This window comes from Frigoribacterium sp. Leaf172 (assembly GCF_001424285.1).
Lineage (GTDB): Bacteria > Actinomycetota > Actinomycetes > Actinomycetales > Microbacteriaceae > Frigoribacterium.
On sequence record NZ_LMPB01000003.1, the window covers coordinates 77,356 to 96,720 of the forward strand.

Below are 19,365 nucleotides of genomic sequence, written 5' to 3' on the forward strand. Positions count from 1 at the left end.
GACCCACCGGCACCGCAGAGAGGACACCCGTGCTGATCCTGCACACGAGCGACTGGCATCTCGGCCGCACGCTGCACGGTGTCGATCTGCACGAGCATCAGGCGGCGTTCGTCGATCACCTCGTCGAGCTCGTCCGCGACCGGGGCGTGCAGGTGGTCGTCGTGGCCGGCGACGTGTACGACCGGGCCGTGCCCGCGGTGCCCAGCGTGCGCCTCCTCGGCTCGGCCCTGCAGCGGCTGAGCGAGCTGGCGACCGTCGTCGTCACACCGGGCAACCACGATTCGGCGGTGCGACTCGGCTTCGCGGCCGAGCTGATGCGACCGGGGCTGCACCTCCGCGCCCGGGTCGACGAGCTCGCGACGCCGGTCGTCGTCGACGACCCCGACGGGCCGGTCGCGTTCTACGGTCTGCCGTACCTCGACCCCGACACCGTGCGGCACGCCCTCGCGGGGCCCGACGCCGACGGCCCGCTCGCGCGATCGCACGAGGCCGTCGTGGCCGCGGCCATGCGCCGCGTGCGGGCCGACCTCGCCGGGCGCCCCGGCACCCGTGCGGTGGTGATCGCCCACGCCTTCGTCTCCGGAGGCGCGGCGAGCGAGAGCGAGAGGGACATCCGGGTCGGCGGGGTCGACTCCGTGCCGGCGGGGGTGCTCGACGGCGTCGACTACGTCGCCCTCGGGCATCTGCACGGTGCCCAGCGGGTCGGCGCGGTCGACGCCCGGCCCGTCATCCGCTACTCGGGGTCGCCGCTCGCGTTCTCGTTCGGCGAGCGGGGGCACGTCAAGTCGTCGGCGCTCGTGACGCTCGCGGCCGACGGCGGCGTGACCGTCGAGACCGTGCCGACCCCCGTGCCGCGACCGCTCGTCGAGATCGACGACACGATCGACCGGCTGCTCGACGGTCGGTACGACGATCACGTCGGGGCGTGGTCGCGCATCACGGCCACCGACGCCGTGCACCCCGACCGGCTGTACGCCCGGGTCCGCGAGCGGTTCCCCCACGCCCTCGCCATCCACCACGTCCCCGTCGGCGCCGTCGACGAGCCGGCGCTCCGGGCCGTGACGGTCGAGACCGACCCCGTCGAGGTCGCCGCCGACTTCGTCGCCTTCGCCTCGGGCGCGCCGGCCGACGAGCTCGAGCTCGACATCGTCCGCTCCGCCTACGAGGCGGCCCGCGCGACGGAGTCCAGCGAATGATCCTCCACCGTCTCACCCTGCGGGCCATCGGGCCGTACGCGGGCGAGCACGGCATCGACTTCGCCGCGCTCGGGGCGTCGGGGGTGTTCCTGCTCGAGGGGCCGACCGGGTCGGGCAAGTCGACGATCATCGACGCCCTGGTGTTCGCCCTCTACGGCGGTCTCGCCGGCTCGACCTCGAGCACCGACCGGCTGCGCAGTCACCACGCCGCACCCACCGTCGAGCCGTTCGTCGAGGTCGTGTTCGAGACGGCGGCGGGCATCCACCGGGTGCGGCGCACTCCCGCCTACCGTCGCCCCAAGACCCGGGGCACGGGCACGACCCCGCAGAACCAGACCGTGACCCTGGTGCTGCTGACCTCGCCCGACGCCGTCGAGGGCACCGTGATCTCGACGAGCGCGCAAGAGACCGGTGCCGAGATCGGTCGCATCCTCGGGCTCACTCGCCAGCAGTTCGTCCAGACCGTCGTGCTGCCCCAGGGCGAGTTCGCGGCGTTCCTCCGGTCGACCGGCGAGAAGCGCAAAGAGGTGCTGCAGTCGCTGTTCGGCACCGAGATCTACGAGAAGACGACGGCCCAGCTCGTCGACCGCCGGGTCGCGGCCCGTGCCTCGATCGCCGCCGCCGAGCACGAGGTCGAGCTCGCGCTCGGGCGGCTGCGCGAGGCGACGGGGGCGGACGACGAGGTGTTCGCCGAGGCGCTCGCCGCCGAGGGGGCCGGCGGTCGGGGCGGGTCGGAGGGGCCGTCCCGGCCGGGTGGACCGACCGGGCTCGCCGGGATGGCCGGGATGGCCGGGCTGGTCTCGGCGCTGGCCGACGAGGCCGACGACCTCGAGGGTCGGCGGTCGGCAGCGGTCGCCGCCCGCGACACCGCGCGGGCGCGGCTCGACGAGCAGCGCCGACGGCTGCGCGCCCTCGAGCGGCGTGCCGGCCTGCTGCGACGCGAGGCAGCGGTCCGCGAGGCCGAGACCGGGGTGCGGGCGTCGCAGGCCCTCGTCGAGCGGGCACGCCGCGCCTCCTCGGTCTCCATCGCCCTCGAGGGCCTGCGCCGGGCCGACGAGCGTCTCGCGGCGACGGGCGAGCAGGTGCGGGCGGCCCGTGAGGCGGACGACCTCGACCCCGACCTGGTCGAGTCGGATGATCGCGAGAGCGCGGCCGGCCGCCGCGACGCCCTGACCGCCGAGCTCGGATCGTCGACCGAGACCGCGCGCCTCGAGGCGACGCTCGCCGGTCGTCGCGCGGCCCTGGCCGAGGCCGACGAGGCGGTGTCCGCCGAGACCGAGCGCCTGGCCCGACTCGAGAGCGCCCTGGCCGAGAGGCCGGCCGCCCGCCACGACCTCGAGATCGCTCTGACGACGCTGACCGAGGCGGTCGTCGCCGTGGGGCCGGCGGAGGCCGACGTGCTCGCCGCGGTCGACCGGGGCGTGCGTCTCGACGAGCTCGCACGCCTCGACGCCGAGGCGGAGCACGCGACGAGCGAGGTGCACGCGGCTGCCCGCGCCGCGCTCGACGCCGCCGCCGTCGAAGACGCACTGCGCCGACGCAAGATCGCGGGCATGGCGGGCGAGCTCGCCGCTGGTCTCGTCGACGGCGACCCGTGTCCCGTCTGCGGGGCCGAGCACCACCCCGCGCCCGCGGTCATCACCGCCGACCGTCCCGACGACGAGGCGGTCGACCGGGCCGCCGACGAGCGCAGCCGGCTCGAGACCGTCCTGGCCGACGCGGCCGCACGCCGGTCCGTGGCGATCGACCGACGAGACGAGCGGGCCGCGGCGCTCGAGGGCGTGACCCGGGCCCGGGTCGAGACCGAGCTGCGCGACGCCCGGGCCCGTGTCGACGCCGCCCGGCGGGCGATCGACGCGCGCGATGCCGCCGCTCTCGCGCTCGAGCAGCACGACACCGCGACGGAGGCCCGGCGTGGGGAGCTGGCTCAGGCTCGTGTCGACGCCGCGACCGGACGGGAGCGCGCCGAGGCGGACCGTCGGCGTCTCGACGACGACTCGGCCGCCGTCGAGCGGCACCTCGCGGGGCGGGCCGCGAGCGTGGCCGAGCTGGTCGACGCGCTGCGGCGCCGTCACGGCGCGGCGGTGCGACTCGTCGACGCGCTCGACGCCCACCGGCCGGCCTCCGCCGAGGTGGAGCGCCGCCGGGTCGACCTCGACGACTCGCTCGCAGCGGCCGGCTTCGCTGACGTCGAGGCCGTGGCGGCGGCCACCCTGCCCGGTGCCGAGGTCGACCGGCTCGCGGCCGTCGTCGCAGCGCACGAGCGCGAGGTCGCCGTCGTCGCCGCCGGGCTCGCGGAACCCGAGATCGTCGCCCTGGGGGCGGCATCGATCGATCCGGTCGGGGCGACCGACGGCGGCGGGGCGGTGGCCGAGGTCGACTCCGACGCCGAGATCGACGCCGCCCGTGCGGGCGAGACCTCCGCCACGGCCGATCTCGCCGCCTCGGAGGCCACGGCGGCCGAGGTCGCCGATCGGTCGGCGCGCGCTCGGGAACGTGCGACGCGGTCGGCGACGGCGCTCGACGCGCTGACGCGGGCTTCCGCCGTGGGCGACGAGGCGGCGGAGCGGGCCCGGGCGGTGGTGCGGATGGCCGACCTGGCCAGCGCCTCCTCGGCCGTCAACGTCAAGGGCGTCACGCTCGGCACCTACGTTCTGCTGCGGCGCTTCGACGACGTCGTCGCCGCGGCCAACATGCGCCTGTCGGTGATGTCGAGCGGGCGCTACCAGCTCGAGTCGTCCGACGAGCGCGAGGCGACGTCACGGTCGCGCAAGACCGGCCTGTCGCTCGCGATCCGCGACCACGCCACCGACACGACCCGCGACCCCGGCAGCTTCTCGGGCGGCGAGACGTTCTACGCGTCGCTCAGCCTGGCCCTCGGCCTCGCCGACGTCGTCCAGGCCGAGGCCGGCGGGCTCGAGCTCGGCACGCTGTTCGTCGACGAGGGGTTCGGCTCGCTCGACCCGACCACGCTCGACGCCGTCATGACCGAGCTGGGTCGGCTCTCGGCCTCGGGCCGCGTCGTCGGGATCGTCAGCCACGTCGACGAGCTGAAGCAGCGCATCGCCGACCGCATCGAGGTGCGTCGCCTGCCCGACGGATCGTCGACCCTCAGGTCGACGGCTGCGGGCTGATGACGGCCGCGGGCTGACGACCGGTGGGAGGATCGACGCCGGGGGCGATCGTCGCGCCCGAGGGGGTCAGACCATGAGCAGGATCACGACCGCGACCGCAGTCTTCATCACGGCGGCCGCGATGGTCGTCGGTGTCGCCGGCTGCAGCGCCGAGGCCACGCCGACGGTGTCGGCGGACGCGTTCGCCACGGTCGTCGCGGACGCGCTCGAGGAGAGCGTGGGCCAGCGACCCGTCGTCGACTGCGGTGACGAGGCGATCGGCGTCGTGGACGGCGACGAGGTGCACTGCGACATCGGGGCCGCCGGCGACGACACGGTCTACGACTCCGTGTCGACGATCAGCGCCGACGGGGGCGGCGACTACTCCGTCGCCGTTGAGGTCGACCAGACACCCCGGAGCTGAGTCGCCGATACGAGACCCGACCGACCGTCGCCCGGAACGGGGCGGCGGTCGGTCCGGTCGACTCAGCGGCCGCTGGTCCGCGAGCGGCGGGTCAGCAGGCGCTGGATGAGGATGAAGATCAGGAGGAGTCCTCCGATGACGATCTTCGTCCACCACGAGCTGAGGGTCCCTTCGAAGCTGATGACGGTCTGGATCAGACCGAGGACCAGCACGCCGAGCAGCGACCCGAGGACGAACCCCGTCCCGCCCGTCAGCAGCGTGCCTCCGATGACGACGGCCGCGATGGCGTCGAGCTCGAGGCCGATGCCGGTCAGGCTGTAGCCCGAGAGCGTGTAGAAGCTGAACAGGATGCCCGCGATACCGCTGCACAGGCCGCTGACCGTGTAGACGAGCACCTTGGTGCGGACGACGGGGAGGCCCATGAGCCGCGCCGACTGCTCGTTGCCGCCGATCGCGTACACGGTGCGCCCGAAGCGGGTGTACTTCAGGACGAGCGCGGCGAGCACGACGATCGCGACGGCGATCAGGGCCGCCGGGGTGATCGAGATCCGGGGGGCCAGCTGGATGCGCGCCTGGGCCAGCTCGGTGAAGAGCGGGTCGGTGATCGCGATCGACTTGAGGCTGATGAGGTAGCAGAGGCCGCGGGCCAGGAACATCGCCGCGAGCGTCGCGATGAACGGCTGCACGTCGAAGTAGTGGATCATCAGCCCGACGAGCAGGCCGAGGACGGTCGCGGCGGCGATGACGAGCACGATCACGACGGGGGCCGGCCACCCCGTCTGCAGCAGGGACGCAGCGATCATCGTGGACAGCGCCACGACGGATCCGACGCTCAGATCGATGCCGCCGGTGAGGATGACGAAGGTCATCCCGACCGCGAGGACGATCAGGAACGCGTTGTCGACGAACAGGTTCAGCACCACCTGAGGCGACGCGAAGTTGTCGTAGCGGCCCGCCCCCACGGAGAACATCGCGACCAGCAGGGCCACGGTGATGAGCACCGAGGCGTACTTGCCGAGGAACGGGCTCGTGAGGATGCTCGTCCGGCCGGGGCGACCCGCGCCTCCTCGCTGAGGAGGCCGGGCGGGGGAGTCGAGGTGCGGGACGGTGGCGGTCACGAGACGACCTCCTTCGTGAGAGGGGTGAGGCGGCGGGGGCGTGCGAGACGCCGTGACAGGGCCGGCGACTGGAGGAGGCACACGGCCACGACCACGAGGGCCTTGAAGATGAGCGTCAGCTCGGGGGCGATCCCGACGCTGTAGACCGTCGTGGTCAGCATCTGGATGACGAGGGCTCCGAGGAGCGTCCCGATCAGGGAGAAGCGGCCGCCGGCCAGCGACGTGCCGCCGATCACGACGGCCAGGATGGCGTCGAGCTCGATGAAGAGGCCGGCGTTGTTGGCGTCGGCGGCCGTCACGTTGGAGCTGATCATGAGTCCGGCGACGGCGGCGCAGACGGCGCTGAAGACGTAGACCGTCATCATGATGCTGCGGGAGCGGACGCCGGCGAGGCGGCTGGCCTCGGGGTTGATGCCGACCGACTCGATCAGCATCCCCAGGGCGGTCTTGCGGGTCAGGAGGGCGGTGCCGGCGAAGATGACCGCCGCGATGAGGACCGAGACCGGCAGCAGGAGGAAGAACCCGCCGCCGATCACCTGATAGGCCGGAGACGACACGCTGATGATCTGACCCTCGGTGATCAGCATGGCGATTCCTCGGCCCGCGGTCATGAGGATGAGCGTGGCGACGATGGGCTGGACGCCCACGATGCTCACCAGGGTCCCGTTGACACCGCCGAGGACGAGCGCGACGGCGACGGCGGTGAGGATGGCGACGGCGACGACTCCGATCGAGCCGGGATCGGGGGAGCCCGCGATGATCGTGCAGGCGATCGATCCGGAGATGGCGACGACCGCCCCGACGGAGAGGTCGATGCCCCGTGTCGCGATGACGAGGGTCATCCCGAGGGCGACGAGCAGGGTCGGCGAGCCGTTCCTCAGGACGTCGATGATGCTGCCGAAGAGGTGTCCGTCCTGCAGGCGGACGGAGGCGAACCCGGGTTCCGCGATGATGTTCAGCGCGAGCAGGGCGACCAGCAGGGCGGTCGGCCAGAAGAGCCGGCGGTGCACGAGGCCGGTCACGACACGCCTCCGGCGGCGATGACGTCCAGGACGTCGTCCACGGTCAGGTCACGGTTGGGCATCTCGGCGATCTTCCTTCTGTCTTTCATGACCACGACTCGGTGGCTGATGCGGAGGACCTCTTCGAGCTCGGCCGAGATGAAGACGACGGACATGCCGTCGTTCGCCAACGTCGTCACGAGCTTCTGGATCTCGGTCTTGGCCCCGATGTCGATGCCGCGGGTGGGCTCGTCGAGGATGAGGATCTCGGGCGATGTCGCCAGCCAGCGGGCGAGCAGCACCTTCTGCTGATTGCCGCCGCTGAGATTCCTGATGAGGGCGTCGGGGTCGGGCGGGCGGATGTTGAGCCGTTCGATGTAGTCCGCGGCCAGCGCGTCGAGCTCGGCCCGGGGGATCGGGCGCATCCAGCCACGGCCCGCCTGGACGGCGAGGGCGATGTTGTCGCGGACGGAGAGGTCGTCGATGATGCCCTCGTGCTTGCGGTCCTCGGACGAGAACGCGATCTTCGACGTGAGGGCGCCTCGCGGGTGGCTGACGGACCGATCCTGGCGGGAGACGCGGACGTCGCCCGTGTCCGACCGGTCGGCTCCGTACATGAGTCGGGCGAGCTCTGTGCGGCCGCTGCCGAGCAGCCCGGCGAGACCGACGACCTCGCCCTCGAACAGCTCGAGATCCGTCTCCTCGAGGGTGTTCCTGCGTCCGACGCCGACGACGGTCAGCACCGGCTGGGCGGTGGTCGATCGAGGAGGCGCGGACGCGTCGACGGCGTCGTCGAGCGCATCGAGGGTGTCGAGTTCACGGCCGATCATGAGTCGGATCAGGTCGCCCTTCGGAAGATCCGACACGAGGTGCTCGCCCACGAGGGCGCCGTTCCGGAGGACCGTGAGCCGGTCGGAGACCTCGTAGACCTGGTCGAGGAAGTGCGACACGAAGAGGATCGCGACGCCTTGCGCACGGAGGTCGCGCATGACCCGGAAGAGCTCCTCGACCTCGTCGGCGTCGAGGCTCGAGGTGGGCTCGTCGAGCACGAGGACGCGGCAGTCGAGATCGACGGCACGGCCGATGGCGACCAGCTGCTGGACGGCGATCGAGTGCGTCCCGAGGGTGGACCGGGGGTCGATGTCGAGGTTCAGGCCCTGGAGGATCGCTCGAGCCTTCGAGGACATCGCCGACCAGTCGATCCGGCCGCCGCTGCGGGGCTCGTGTCCGAGCAGCAGATTCTCGGCGACGCTCAGATTCGTGACCAGGTTGACCTCCTGGTACACGGTGCTGATGCCCGCAGCCTGCGAGTCGGCGGGCCCGGTGAAGGTGGTCTGCTCGCCGAGCACCGTGATCGTGCCGGCGTCGATGCCGTAGACGCCGGTGAGCGCCTTGATCAGCGTCGACTTCCCGGCGCCGTTCTCTCCCATCAGGGAGTGGATCTCGCCGGGGAAGAGGCGGAAGGACACACCGTCCAGTGCCTTCACGCCGGGGAAGCCGATCTCGATGTCTCGCATCTCGACCAGGGGTGACGTCGTCGTCATGGGGTGTCCTTCCGCCTCTTCCGGGTGCTCAGTACTTGCGGTCGGGCAGCGCGGCGGTGGCCTGCTCCTGGTCGAACGTCGTCTCCTCGGTCACGATCCGCTTCTCGACCTCCTCGCCGGCCGCGACCTTCTCGACCGTCTCCATCAGCTGGTCGCCCAGCAGCGGGGAGCACTCGACGATGAAGTTGATCTGCCCTTCGGACAGGGCGGTCATGCCGTCCTTCACCGCGTCGATCGAGACGATCTTCACGTCGGTGCCGGGCTTCTTGCCCGCCGCCTCCAGGGCCTCGATGGCACCCAGGGCCATGTCGTCGTTGTGGGCGAAGATGAGGTCGATGTCGGGGTTGGACTTCAGGATCGCCTCGGTGACCTGCTTGCCGCCGGAGCGGGTGAAGTCACCGCTCTGCGAGGCGACGATCTCGAACTTGGAGTCCTCGCCGATCACGTCGGCGAAGCCCTCCTGCCGGTCCACCGCGGGGGCGGAGCCGGTGGTGCCCTGCAGCTCGGCGATCGTCACCGAGTCGGCGTCGGCGAACTCGTCGACGACCCAGTCGCCGGCCTTCTCGCCCTCCTCGACGAAGTCCGAGCCGATGAACGACTCGTAGAGCGTCTCGTCGGCCGAGTCGACGGCGCGGTCGGTCAGCACGACGGGGATGCCCGCGGCCTTGGCCTCCTTCAGCACGGTGTCCCAACCGCTCTCGACGACGGGCGAGAAGGCGATGACGTCGACGTTCTGCTGGATGAACGAGCGGATGGCCTTGATCTGGTTCTCCTGCTTCTGCTGCGCGTCGGAGAACTTGAGGTCGATGCCGGCGGTCTTGGCGGACTCCTGCACGGAGGCGGTGTTCGCCGTCCGCCAGCCGCTCTCGGCTCCGACCTGCGAGAAGCCCAGCGTGAGACCGTCGGTCGATCCGCCGTCCGACCCCGAGGCCGAGCATCCCGCCAGCGAGGCGGTGAGGGCCGTGACGATCGCGATGGCTCCGATCGAGCGCGCTGCGAGGGATTTCTTCATGTCGAACCTCCTTGTTCGGGTACACCACCATGGTGTGACCGGCCGAGCCGGTGGCTAATTGTTAGCGTTCACAATTAGCTGCGTCAAGTGCGTGATCGAAATGAGATCCGATCCGATCGCCCGTCAGCGAGGGGCGGGCGGACGCTCGCGCGTCGAGGAGCGGCGGATCAGCGAGACGGGCAGGCGGTGCCCGGAGGGCTCTCCGCCGTCGATGAGGACGAGGGCGTCCTCGAGCGCCCGTCGTCCGAGCGCGGCGAAGTCCTGACGGATCGTGGTGAGCGCCGGACGGTAGAACTCGGCGTCCGGGAGATCGTCGAATCCGACGACGCTGACGCTCCAGGGGACGCCCATCCCCCGGGTCTCGAGCGCCGCGACCGCGCCGAGGGCGAGATGGTCGTTGGCGCAGAAGAGACCCGTCCAGGAGGCCGTGTCGAGCAGGTGGCTCGCCGTCCGGAAGCCGGCGGCCGCCGACCAGTCGGCCTGCACGATCAGGGAGGGATCGAGGCCCGCCCGGGTCATGGTGTCGGTGAAGCCGCGACGTCTCTCGGTGGCGTCGGAGGCCCACGCGGGGCCGGCGAGGTGCGCGATCCGCGTGTGGCCGAGATCGATGAGGTGCTGGGTGGCGAGCACGCCGCCGGCGTACTGGTCGAGGGCGACGGACGCGACGCCGGGCGGGGGGTCGGCGTCGACGACGAGGATCGGGACCTTCACGTCGAGCCCCGCGGCCGTAGCGGCGACCGAGCGATCGCCGCTGATGACGACGATGGCCTCGACGTTCTGCGACAGGAAGCGCTCGAAGGCGGCCAGGAGGTACTGCTCGCTGAGCTCCGTCCGCGATTCGACGGTCACCTGGTACTGCGCTGCACGCGCGGCGTCGGTGAAGTCCCGGGTGACGTAGGCGGAGCCCTCGTCGGGTTGACCGACGGCGAGCAGGCCGAGCGTGCGGGATCTCCTGGTGACGAGGGCGCGTGCGAGGGCGCTCGGTCGGTAGCCCAGCTCGGCGATCGCCTTCTCGACGCGGTCCTTGGTCGACGCCCGGACGTTCGGGAGGTCGTTGACGACCCGCGAGACGGTCTGGTGCGAGACCCCGGCGAGCCGGGCGACGTCGAAGATGTTCGGGGCGTAGTCGCGCTCCGTCACGTTCTTCTTCTTCGCGCTCACGGCGACTCTCTCCGATTCCCAGCGTGATGCGGCGTCCCGGTCGGACCGCGGCTGTCGTCACGCCAGGCTAGCGTCAGCTCATGAGCGTCAGGAGGGTGCGTGATGTCACCTTCTCGGCGGCCAGATCGCCGACGAGTCGCCGGTCTCGGAACACGAGTATCCGGTCGCTGACCCGCCGGACCTCGTCGATGTCGGCGGACGAGTAGACGACGCTCATGCCGTCCGCGGCCAGTTCGCGCACGATCTGCTGGATGGTGAACCGACCGCCGACGTCGACGCCCCGGGTCGGTTCGTCGAGCAGGAGCACCCGAGGCGCGGTGGCCAGGGCGCGGGCGAGCATGACCTTCTGCTGGTTCCCGCCGCTCAGGGTGTCGGCTCGGGCATCGGGGTCGAGCGGCTTGATGTCGAGCGACTCCATCCAGCTCAGCGCGAGCTCCCGGGCTCGCGCAGCGGACATGCGGCGCCACCAGCCCTGGTCGGCGCGGACGCTGATCAGGATGTTCTCCTGGACGGTCAGGGCTCCGACGATGCCGTCGCGACGGCGGTCCTCCGTCAGATAGACGACCCCGTTGGCCAGCGCATCCCGCGGCGCCCGCACCAGCGCGCCTCCCGAGGTCGTGACGGAGCCCTCCGAGACGGGGTCGACGCCCCCGAGGAGGCGCGCGGCGGTCGTGCGCCCGCTGCCCCTCAGCCCGGACAGGCCGGTCACCTGGCCGGCGTGCACGGAGAGGGTCAGAGCGTCGGGGAGGCGGTCGGACACCACTCCCCGGGCGTGGAGGACGGTGGGTCCGACGTCGTCGAGGTCGGGGCGCGTCGGATCCGTCGAGGCGGAGTCGGGGTGCCCCGCGCCCATCACGTCCGCCACGGCCCCGGCGGCGAGGACGTCGCTCGTCTCCCAGCAGCCGACGAGGTGGCCGTCCCGCAGGACGGTCAGGCGGTCGGCGATCTCGTAGACCTGGTCGAGGAAGTGCGACACGAAGAGCACCGCCACCCCGCGATCGGTGAGGCCGCGGATCGCGCCGAACAGGTCGGTGACCTCGTCGGCGCCCAGGCTCGACGTCGGCTCGTCGAGGATGACCACCCGGGCGCTGGCGTGCACGGCGCGCGCGACCGCGACGAGCTGCCGTCGCGACGGGCTCAGGTGCTCGACCAGCGTCGCCGGGTCGAGGTCGCACGAGATGGCGGCGAGCGCGGCGTCGACGTCCGCTCGGGATCGACGCCGGCTGACCCAGGGGGTCCGGTCGGTCGTGAGCGAGATGTTCTCGGCGACCGTCAGGTTGGGGAGCACGGCCGGATCCTGGTGCACCATCCCGATGCCGGCCCTCAGCGCATCGGCCGGACCGGAGAACCGGACGGGCTCGTCGTCGAGGAGCAGCACCCCCGAATCCGGGCGGATCAGACCCCCGAGGACCGCCGCGACCGTCGACTTGCCCGCCCCGTTCTCGCCGATGAGAGCGTGGACCTCCCCGGGAAGCAGGCTGATGTCGACGCCTTTCACGGCCAGCGAGCCGGGGTAGGAGAGACGGATGTCGCGCGCCTGGAGCACGGGTGACGTCATGGTCCCTGCCTCCTCGTCGAGTGGACTCTCGTGTCGATCGGGCACAAGGTACCACCGAAGGTGCGGCGCCTCTCGAGCGGCGGTCCGTCCACGGGCCGCACGAGACGAGCGTGAACCGCCGTGGCGCCCGCTGACCGGAGCGTCGTGGTTGTTAGCGTTCACAACCGTGTTCGCCCGTCGGCGTCCTCGTCGACGACCTGATGCGGGTGGCGTGCTACCCGCCGGGGCAGTCCCCGCTCGTGCCGAAGCAGGGGCGCGGGCCGTCACGAGGGCCCTGATCCGACCCGCGGAACCGACTGTCGAAGTACTCGGCGGCGTACTGGATCTCGAGCACGTAGCCGGCTCCCGTGGCGCGGACCGCGGTCGTGAGGTCGTCCCCCTCCAGCCCGGGCGTCGACGCGACGACGACGTCCGTCGCCCGCGGGTATCCGCGGTCCGAGAGCTCCTCGGCGGTCGCCAGGGTGATCGTGGTCTCGTCCGACCCGTACGCCTTCGACGCCGGATGCGTCGTGACGACGCCGGTCGACGGATCGCCGAGAGACGAGGGGGCGTCCCCCTCGACGAACGGGTTCACGGGCGACACGTTCGAATCACGCAGAACCCTCGCCGCAGCCGTGAGCGCCTGGTCCGGAGTCGTGGCGCCGAGCAGCGCGTAGACGACCCGGCCCTGCTGAGAGCACCGCGTCCCGCTCGGCTCGGTGAACCACCCGGACGGCTCGGCGGAGGTGCAGGTGTCCTCGCGGGTGAGCGTCACGCGGGGCGCGGAGGCCGAGCCGGGCCAGGCCAGGGCGTCGTCCGCCCGGGCGATCGCCTCGGGCCGCACCCGCTCGGCCAGCGAGGGGTCGACGGTCTCGGCGGCGCAACCCGCGAGCAGCAGCGACGCGAGCGCCAGCACGGCCAGGCCACCGCCTCCCCTCCTGGCTGCGGAGGTCCTGGCTGCGGAGTTCCTGGCACCGGAGTTCCTGGCACCGGAGGTCCCGGCACCGGTGGTGCCGACGCCGACGGCCCCGCTCCACCGCCGCGAGGGCGGGGAGACGGGGCCGTCGGTCGACCGGTGCATGCTCGCTCAGACGAGCGGGCCGCCGCCGTCCTCGGTCGAGCGACGCGTCACGCGCTCACCCGTGGTGGGGTCGACCGCCGAGCGCGAGGTCGAGGTGACCTGGCGACGACGGGTCAGCAGCACGATGCCGAGCAGGGTCACGAGGACCCCGGCGGCGATGAGGATGTAGCCGATCAGCTGGATGTCGATGCCAGCCACCTGCACGTCGAGTGCGAACGCGAGGATCGCGCCGATCACGATCAAGGCGATTCCGCCGCCGATGCTCATGGGTTCTCCTTCGTCGCGCATCCGGGGGTCCGCCCGGGGGATGTCCCGGACGACCGGATGCAGTCCGGCCCAGGCTACGCACGACGACGCCCCCGTGGTGCGTGCAGCCCCGAGCTGGGGGTGGCGGGTCGCCTCTCAGCGACGCCCGCGCGAGGGCTCGACCAGACCCCCCACGACGGGATAACCTCGTCTGACTCCGAGGTGAGCCCTTCCCGACGGCCCTTGTTGAGCGACGACCGTCGCTCGTCTTCCCGGTGGTAGGGCCCGGGCGGGCTCCCTCGGAGACCCGCCCTCAGCCGCGGTGCAGCAGCTCGAGCGCCGCCCGCAACCCCGCCGCGTCGAGCTGACCGGGGGCGCTCGCGTCGCCGACGGTGCCGAACGTCAGGCACGACCCGAAGGTCTCGCCCACCACGCGCGACACGGCCCCGAGAGGACCCATCGACATGGTCACGGCGGGCACGAGCCCTGCCCCGGCCCGGAACTCGCTCGTGGCCGAGAGCACCGTCAGCACGTCGTCGACCGTGCGGGGCATGGCGGCGAGCTTGACGATGTCGGCGCCGAGCTCCTGCTGCAGCAGCAGTCGCGAGACGATCTCGTCGCGTGTCGGCGTGGCCGAGAAGTCGTGCGACGACATGACGACGACGACGCCGGAGGCGCGGGCCGCGTCGACGACGGACTCGAGCACGTCGGGCTGGGTGAACATCTCGACGTCGACGGCGTCGGCGGCGCCGGTGCCGATCAGGGCTCGCAGCAGCAGCCCGTAGTCGTCGGGGGTGATGTCGCGCTCGCCGCCCTCCTGCTTCGTGCGGAAGGTCGCGATGAGGGGCACCTCGTCGGGGAGCGCGCCTCGGACGGCGACCAGGGCGGACATGGCCTGGGCGATGTCGTCGACGGCGGTCAGCCAGTCGACCCGCAGCTCGACGACGTCGTACGCCTCGCGGGGGAGGGCGGCGGCGGTGGCGACCAGCGCCTCCTCGGTCCGACCGGTCAGCGGCACGCAGACGGCCGGCCGGCCGTCGCCGAGCACGACCGACCGCAGGGTCACGGGACGCGGGGTGGGGATCATGCCGGGCGGCCTTCCCGGGCGGGAGCCGAGGAGGCGCGGGTCGGCTCGGAAGGGAGCCCCACCGACCGGCGCATCGCGCCCCGCACCCGAGCCGCCTCGACCGGTTCGTCGACCAGCGGATCGACGAGCCCGGCACCGGCCGCGTCGGGGCCGCCGGACCCCGCGCCGCCGTCCAGGCCCGCGCGGGCATCACCCGCACCCCCGTCGGCGAAGAGCGCGACCTGCGAGATCGCCTGCTCGACGAGCATGTCGAGCCCGTTCAGCACGGTGCCGCCGGCGTCGGACCAGCGGGAGGCGGCCCGCGTCGGCCACGGCGCGTAGGCGACGTCGAACAGCAGGGACGCCTCGTCGGCCGGGACCAGCGGGAGGTCGTCCGCCGCGCCTCCGGGGAGGGTGGAGACGACGAAGTCGAGAGCTCCGAGCCCGCCGAGCGACGACAGCGGTGCGATCGTGAGATCGACGCCGAGCCCCGCTGCGAGCGGTTCGAGGTCGCCGGCCCGGGCGGTGTCGCGCACGAGCACGACGGCCGTGCGGGCTCCGAGACGGTGGGCGGCGAAGAGGGCGGAGGCCGCGGTCGCACCGCCGCCGAGCACCACGACGGTCGATGGCCGGGGCCGGTTCAGCAGCGCGACCGAGCGCACGATGCCGTCGACGTCGGTGTTGTGGCCGTGCCGCCGACCCGCGGCGTCGACGACGAGGGTGTTCGCCACGCCCAGACGACGGGCGAGGGGCGACACGGTGTCGAGCAGGGGCAGCACCTCGCGCTTGAGCGGCATCGTGAGACTGAGCCCGCGCCAACCGCCGTCGAGCGAGTCGACGAACGATGACAGCGACCCCGCCGCGACCTCGACCCGGTCGTAGGAGAAGGGCAGACCGAGCACGTCGTAGGCGGCTCGATGCAGCACGGGCGACAGCGAGTGCGCGATGGGCGAGCCGAGCACGGCCAGGCGGCTGCGGTCGAGGGTCACGCGGGCACCTCCGGGCTCTGTCGGCGGACGCCCACAGCCTAGCTCGACCCTCCGACACGGCCCGAGGCCGTGCCGCGTCGATCCCCTCACAGAGGTCGCCCGCGTGAACAACACGTGACGTTCGTCAGCGGATCCTTGCCGAACACCCAGCGGAAACCTAGGCTCGCCGGGACGACCCCCCCCTACAGGGGTGCCGCCGGCCCCGATCCGCACGTACCAGGAGCACAACCGCCCATGCGCACAAGCCCCCCGTCCCCATCGAGCACCAGCCAGGGAGGCGGTCGTCGCGTCCGCCGCTTCGCCCTCGTCGGCGCCACCGTCACCGCACTCGGTCTCGGCACGCTCGTCGCGGTGCCCGCCCAGGCGGCCACCACGACGATCGACATCCTCGGCATCAACGACTTCCACGGGCGTCTCGCGCAGGAGGCCAGCCCGACGGCCGGGGCCGCGGTCATGGCCGGCAAGGTGAACCAGTTCCGCGCCGCCAACCCGAACACGCTCTTCGTGTCGTCGGGCGACAACATCGGCGCCTCGACCTTCACGTCGTTCATCCAGGACGACCAGCCGACCCTCGACGCCCTCAACTCGATGGGCCTCGACGTCAGCACGCCGGGCAACCACGAGTTCGACAAGGGCCGCGCCGACTTCGACGACCGCGTCGTTCCGGCCAGCGACTTCCCGTACGTCAGCTCGAACATCCTCGACAGCGCCACGGGCGAGCCCGTCTACGACCCCTACTACGTCGAAGAGGTCGGCGGCGTGAAGGTCGGGTTCATCGGCGCGATCACCGAGCTCATGCCCGAGCTCGTCAGCCCGGCCGGCATCGAGGGTCTCGAGTTCGGCGACATCGTCGACTCGGTCAACCTGGCCGCCGACGAGCTCACCGACGGCGTCGACGACGCCGAGAACGGCGAGGCCGACGTGCTCGTGCTGCTCGTCCACGAGGGCAACGCGACCGCCGTCGAGGCCGACGCGACCGGCGACTCCGACTTCGCCGACATCGCGAAGAACGTCTCGCCCGAGGTCGACGCCATCCTCTCGGCGCACACGCACGCCACCTACGACTTCGAGAACATCGTGCCCACCGGCGGCACCGTCCCGCGCCCGATCATCCAGACGGGCAGCTACGGCGCGAACCTCAGCCACCTCGAGGTCACCTACGACAGCGTCACCGACCAGGCGTCGGTCACCGGCTCGCTCGTGCCTCTCTACCAGTCGGCGACACCCGACCCCGCCGTCGCGAAGATCGTCTCCGACGCGGTCGCCGTCGCCGCGGTCGAGGGTCGCAAGCCCGTCGGCACCATCACCGCCGACGTCCTCCGCGCGAAGCAGCTCGACGGCAGCGAGAACCGCGGCGGCGAGTCCACGCTCGGCAACCTCGTCGCCGACGCGCAGCTCGCGGCGACGGTCGAGAACGGCGCGCAGATCGCGTTCATGAACCCCGGCGGTCTCCGCGCCGACCTGCGGTACGCCTCGAGCGGCGACGCCGCCGTCGACCCCGACGGTCGCGTGACCTTCCAGGAGGCCGCCGCCGTCCAGCCCTTCGCCAACACGCTCGTCGTGTCGACCCTGACCGGCGCCCAGATCCGCCAGACGCTCGAACAGCAGTGGCAGCCCGCCGGCTCGTCGCGGCCGTTCCTCAAGCTCGGCGTCTCGAAGGGCCTCAGCTACACGTACGACCCGACGGCCGCCGCCGGATCGCGCATCGGTCAGATCCTGTTCGAGGGTCGCCCCCTCGACGCCGCGGCCAGCTACAAGGTCACGGTCAACTCGTTCCTCGCCTCGGGCGGCGACAACTTCACGGCCCTGAACGGCGCCTCGTCGAAGGCCGACAGCGGCAAGGTCGACCTGCAGAGCCAGGTGGACTACTTCGCCGCGAACCCGGTCGTCTCGCCCGATCTCGCCCAGCGCGCCGTCGGCGTGACGAAGACCGCCGCGCCCGAGGGCGGCTTCGCGGCCGGTGACACCGTGTCGCTCGGTCTCTCGTCGCTCCTGTTCAGCAACGGCGGTCCGACCACGGGCACCGTCACGGCCTCGATCGACGGCACGACGGTCGGATCGGCCCCCATCGACGGCACCGTCGTCACCGGGACCGACGAGCAGGGTCGCGCCACGCTCGCGGTGACCGTGCCCGAGGGGCTCGAGCCCGGCACCCGCCAGCTGACGCTCACGGTCGACGGCACCGGGACGACCGTGTCCGTCCCGCTCGAGATCGCCGCGCCTCCTGCGCTGCCCGTCGAGTCGGTCACGGCGCCCCGCATCTCGGGCGACGCCCGCGTCGGCCGCACCCTCCGGACCGACGGAGGCGCGTGGGACGTCGACGACGTCACCCGCGCCTACCAGTGGACCCGTGACGGCCAGGCCATCGACGGCGCGACCTCCGACCGGTACCGCCTCGTGGCGGCCGACGCCGGTCGCTCGATCGCCGTCACCGTGACGGCGACCGCCGAGGGTCGCACCGAGGCCGCGGCGAGCTCGACGTCGGTCACGGTCGACAAGCTGTCGTCGCGCATCCGCGGCGGGGCCTCGTCGCTCTTCGCGACGTCTCGCCAGTCGGTGAGCTACACGGCCACCGTCACCGGCGCCGTCGCCCCCACCGGCACGGTCGCCGTGCGCGACAACGGCCGCACCGTCGGCACCGTCGCGGTCGGGTCCGACGGCCGGGCCACCGTCCCCCTCGGCCGACTCGGCCGCGGCGTCCACCTGCTGACGAGCGAGTACAGCGGCGACGCCGCCCTCGACGGCTCGGCAGGCGGTCTCTCCGTGGTGATCGTCCTGTTCTAGCGGGTACCGGTCTCGGCGTCCGCGCCGGTCCTCACGGCCCGTGCCGCACCTCCCGGGGTGTCGGCACGGGCCGTTCCGCTGCGCGGACGCCCGCCGGATCGTCAGACGCTAGCCGTACCCTCGACGCGTGACCGTCGCCTACCACCGCATGTTCCGCGCCCTGCCGACCTACCGCTGGTACAGGCCCGTGCTCGCGGCGGTGATGGCGGTCGTGTTCTACGTCGTGTTCTCGGGTGCGGTGGGGCTCGGCATCTCGGCGGTGCTGACGGCCGTCGCGGGCCCGACCGAGGCCGATCGCGTCTTCGGCGCGCTGCGAGCCGACCCGCTCGACGCGTCCGAGCCGGTGGTCATGCTGCTCAGCCTCGGATCGATCGCCACGATGCTGCCCGCCGTGCTGCTGGCGACGCGTCTCGCCGGGCTGGGCGGGGCGGGTCGCCTGTCGAGCGTCGCCGGGCGGATGCGCTGGGGCTGGCTCGCCCGATGCATCGTGCCCGCCGTCGTCTTCATGGCGCTGACCCTGCTGCTGAGCAGCGTCGTCGCTCCCCTGCTCGTCGGCGAGTCGCTCGGGTCCGGCCCGGTGACGACACCGCCCTCCGCGCTCGTCTGGTCGCTGATCATCATCGTGCTGCTCGTGCCGCTGCAGGCCACGGCCGAGGAGTTCGCGTTCCGCGGTTTCGCCATGCAGGCCCTCGGCTCGTGGATCGCCTGGCCCGTCGTCGCCATCGTCGTGCCGACCATCGCCTTCGCGGCCGCCCACGCGTACAACCCCTGGGGTCTCGCCGACGTGGCCGTCTTCGGCGTGGCCGCGGCCTGGCTGACCTGGCGGACGGGCGGCCTCGAGGCGGCGATCGTCGCGCACGTGCTGAACAACGTCGTCCTCTTCGTGCTGCTGGCGCCGTTCGCCGGCACGCCGTCGAGCGACGGCAGCCCCGTCGGGCTGATCGTGACGCTCATCACGACGCCGGTCTACCTGTGGCTCGTCCTGCGGGCGTTCGGCCGGTCGGGGGTCGACCGGTCCTCCCCGGACGGCCTCTCCGGGGCGGCTCTCCCCAGGAGGCGCGGGGCCGGTGAGGCTGTCGGTCGCGCCTCCTAG

Annotated in this window: 15 protein-coding genes; 5 read left to right on the forward strand and 10 right to left on the reverse strand. The window is 72.4% G+C overall.

Going from position 1 to position 19,365, the window contains the following annotated elements; genetic code table 11:
• The first annotated feature begins 29 nt into the window (after positions 1 to 29).
• The 3 genes from ASF89_RS11915 to ASF89_RS11925 all read left to right on the forward strand — a co-directional run bounded on the left by ASF89_RS11915 (position 30) and on the right by ASF89_RS11925 (position 4,733).
• Positions 30 to 1,196 (forward strand): exonuclease subunit SbcD, encoded by a 1,167-nt coding sequence (locus tag ASF89_RS11915; protein ID WP_055815072.1) that lies wholly within the window; start codon positions 30 to 32, stop codon positions 1,194 to 1,196.
• Complete coding sequence (locus tag ASF89_RS11920) at positions 1,193 to 4,330, forward strand: AAA family ATPase (protein WP_055815076.1); 3,138 nt, start codon at positions 1,193 to 1,195, stop codon at positions 4,328 to 4,330. Before ASF89_RS11915 ends, ASF89_RS11920 begins: the two co-directional genes overlap by 4 nt.
• A 73-nt stretch (positions 4,331 to 4,403) precedes the next feature.
• Entirely contained in the window at positions 4,404 to 4,733 is a 330-nt protein-coding gene (locus tag ASF89_RS11925; RefSeq protein WP_156357266.1) for a hypothetical protein, read from the forward strand.
• Positions 4,734 to 4,795: 62 nt separating this feature from the next.
• On the opposite strand, the gene yjfF is transcribed toward ASF89_RS11925, so the two are convergent.
• From yjfF to ASF89_RS15430, 10 genes are all read right to left on the reverse strand, one after another.
• Entirely contained in the window at positions 4,796 to 5,851 is a 1,056-nt protein-coding gene (gene yjfF, locus ASF89_RS11930) for a galactofuranose ABC transporter, permease protein YjfF (protein ID WP_082489988.1), read from the reverse strand.
• The gene (locus tag ASF89_RS11935) at positions 5,848 to 6,873 is read right to left on the reverse strand and encodes an ABC transporter permease (RefSeq protein ID WP_200913414.1); all 1,026 of its coding nucleotides are present in this window, start codon (positions 6,871 to 6,873) and stop codon (positions 5,848 to 5,850) included. Before ASF89_RS11935 ends, yjfF begins: the two co-directional genes overlap by 4 nt.
• Positions 6,870 to 8,396, reverse strand: coding sequence for a sugar ABC transporter ATP-binding protein (locus tag ASF89_RS11940; protein ID WP_055815079.1), 1,527 nt, complete (start codon positions 8,394 to 8,396; stop codon positions 6,870 to 6,872). Before ASF89_RS11940 ends, ASF89_RS11935 begins: the two co-directional genes overlap by 4 nt.
• Before the next feature lie 28 nt (positions 8,397 to 8,424).
• On the reverse strand, positions 8,425 to 9,408 hold the full coding sequence (locus ASF89_RS11945; protein WP_055795112.1) for an ABC transporter substrate-binding protein: 984 nt from the start codon (positions 9,406 to 9,408) through the stop codon (positions 8,425 to 8,427).
• A gap of 123 nt (positions 9,409 to 9,531) precedes the next feature.
• Positions 9,532 to 10,569: a LacI family DNA-binding transcriptional regulator gene (locus ASF89_RS11950; protein ID WP_055795114.1), complete on the reverse strand. Its 1,038-nt coding sequence runs from the start codon at positions 10,567 to 10,569 to the stop codon at positions 9,532 to 9,534.
• Between the two features lie 73 nt (positions 10,570 to 10,642).
• On the reverse strand, positions 10,643 to 12,127 hold the full coding sequence (locus ASF89_RS11955) for a sugar ABC transporter ATP-binding protein (protein WP_055815082.1): 1,485 nt from the start codon (positions 12,125 to 12,127) through the stop codon (positions 10,643 to 10,645).
• 214 nt (positions 12,128 to 12,341) lie between these two features.
• On the reverse strand, positions 12,342 to 13,187 hold the full coding sequence (locus ASF89_RS11960; protein WP_156463395.1) for a hypothetical protein: 846 nt from the start codon (positions 13,185 to 13,187) through the stop codon (positions 12,342 to 12,344).
• Positions 13,188 to 13,193: 6 nt separating this feature from the next.
• Positions 13,194 to 13,454: a DUF6458 family protein gene (locus ASF89_RS11965; RefSeq protein ID WP_055795120.1), complete on the reverse strand. Its 261-nt coding sequence runs from the start codon at positions 13,452 to 13,454 to the stop codon at positions 13,194 to 13,196.
• A gap of 292 nt (positions 13,455 to 13,746) precedes the next feature.
• Entirely contained in the window at positions 13,747 to 14,520 is a 774-nt protein-coding gene (gene aroD, locus ASF89_RS11970) for a type I 3-dehydroquinate dehydratase (protein WP_055795122.1), read from the reverse strand.
• Positions 14,517 to 15,488, reverse strand: coding sequence for a shikimate dehydrogenase (locus tag ASF89_RS15430; RefSeq protein WP_055815088.1), 972 nt, complete (start codon positions 15,486 to 15,488; stop codon positions 14,517 to 14,519). Before ASF89_RS15430 ends, aroD begins: the two co-directional genes overlap by 4 nt.
• 234 nt (positions 15,489 to 15,722) lie before the next feature.
• Here ASF89_RS15430 and ASF89_RS11980 point away from each other — a divergent pair, with 234 nt between their 5' ends.
• Both ASF89_RS11980 and ASF89_RS11985 read left to right on the forward strand, forming a co-directional pair.
• On the forward strand, positions 15,723 to 18,272 hold the full coding sequence (locus ASF89_RS11980) for a 5'-nucleotidase C-terminal domain-containing protein (protein ID WP_055815089.1): 2,550 nt from the start codon (positions 15,723 to 15,725) through the stop codon (positions 18,270 to 18,272).
• Between the two features lie 127 nt (positions 18,273 to 18,399).
• Positions 18,400 to 19,365 (forward strand): CPBP family intramembrane glutamic endopeptidase, encoded by a 966-nt coding sequence (locus tag ASF89_RS11985; RefSeq protein ID WP_055815092.1) that lies wholly within the window; start codon positions 18,400 to 18,402, stop codon positions 19,363 to 19,365.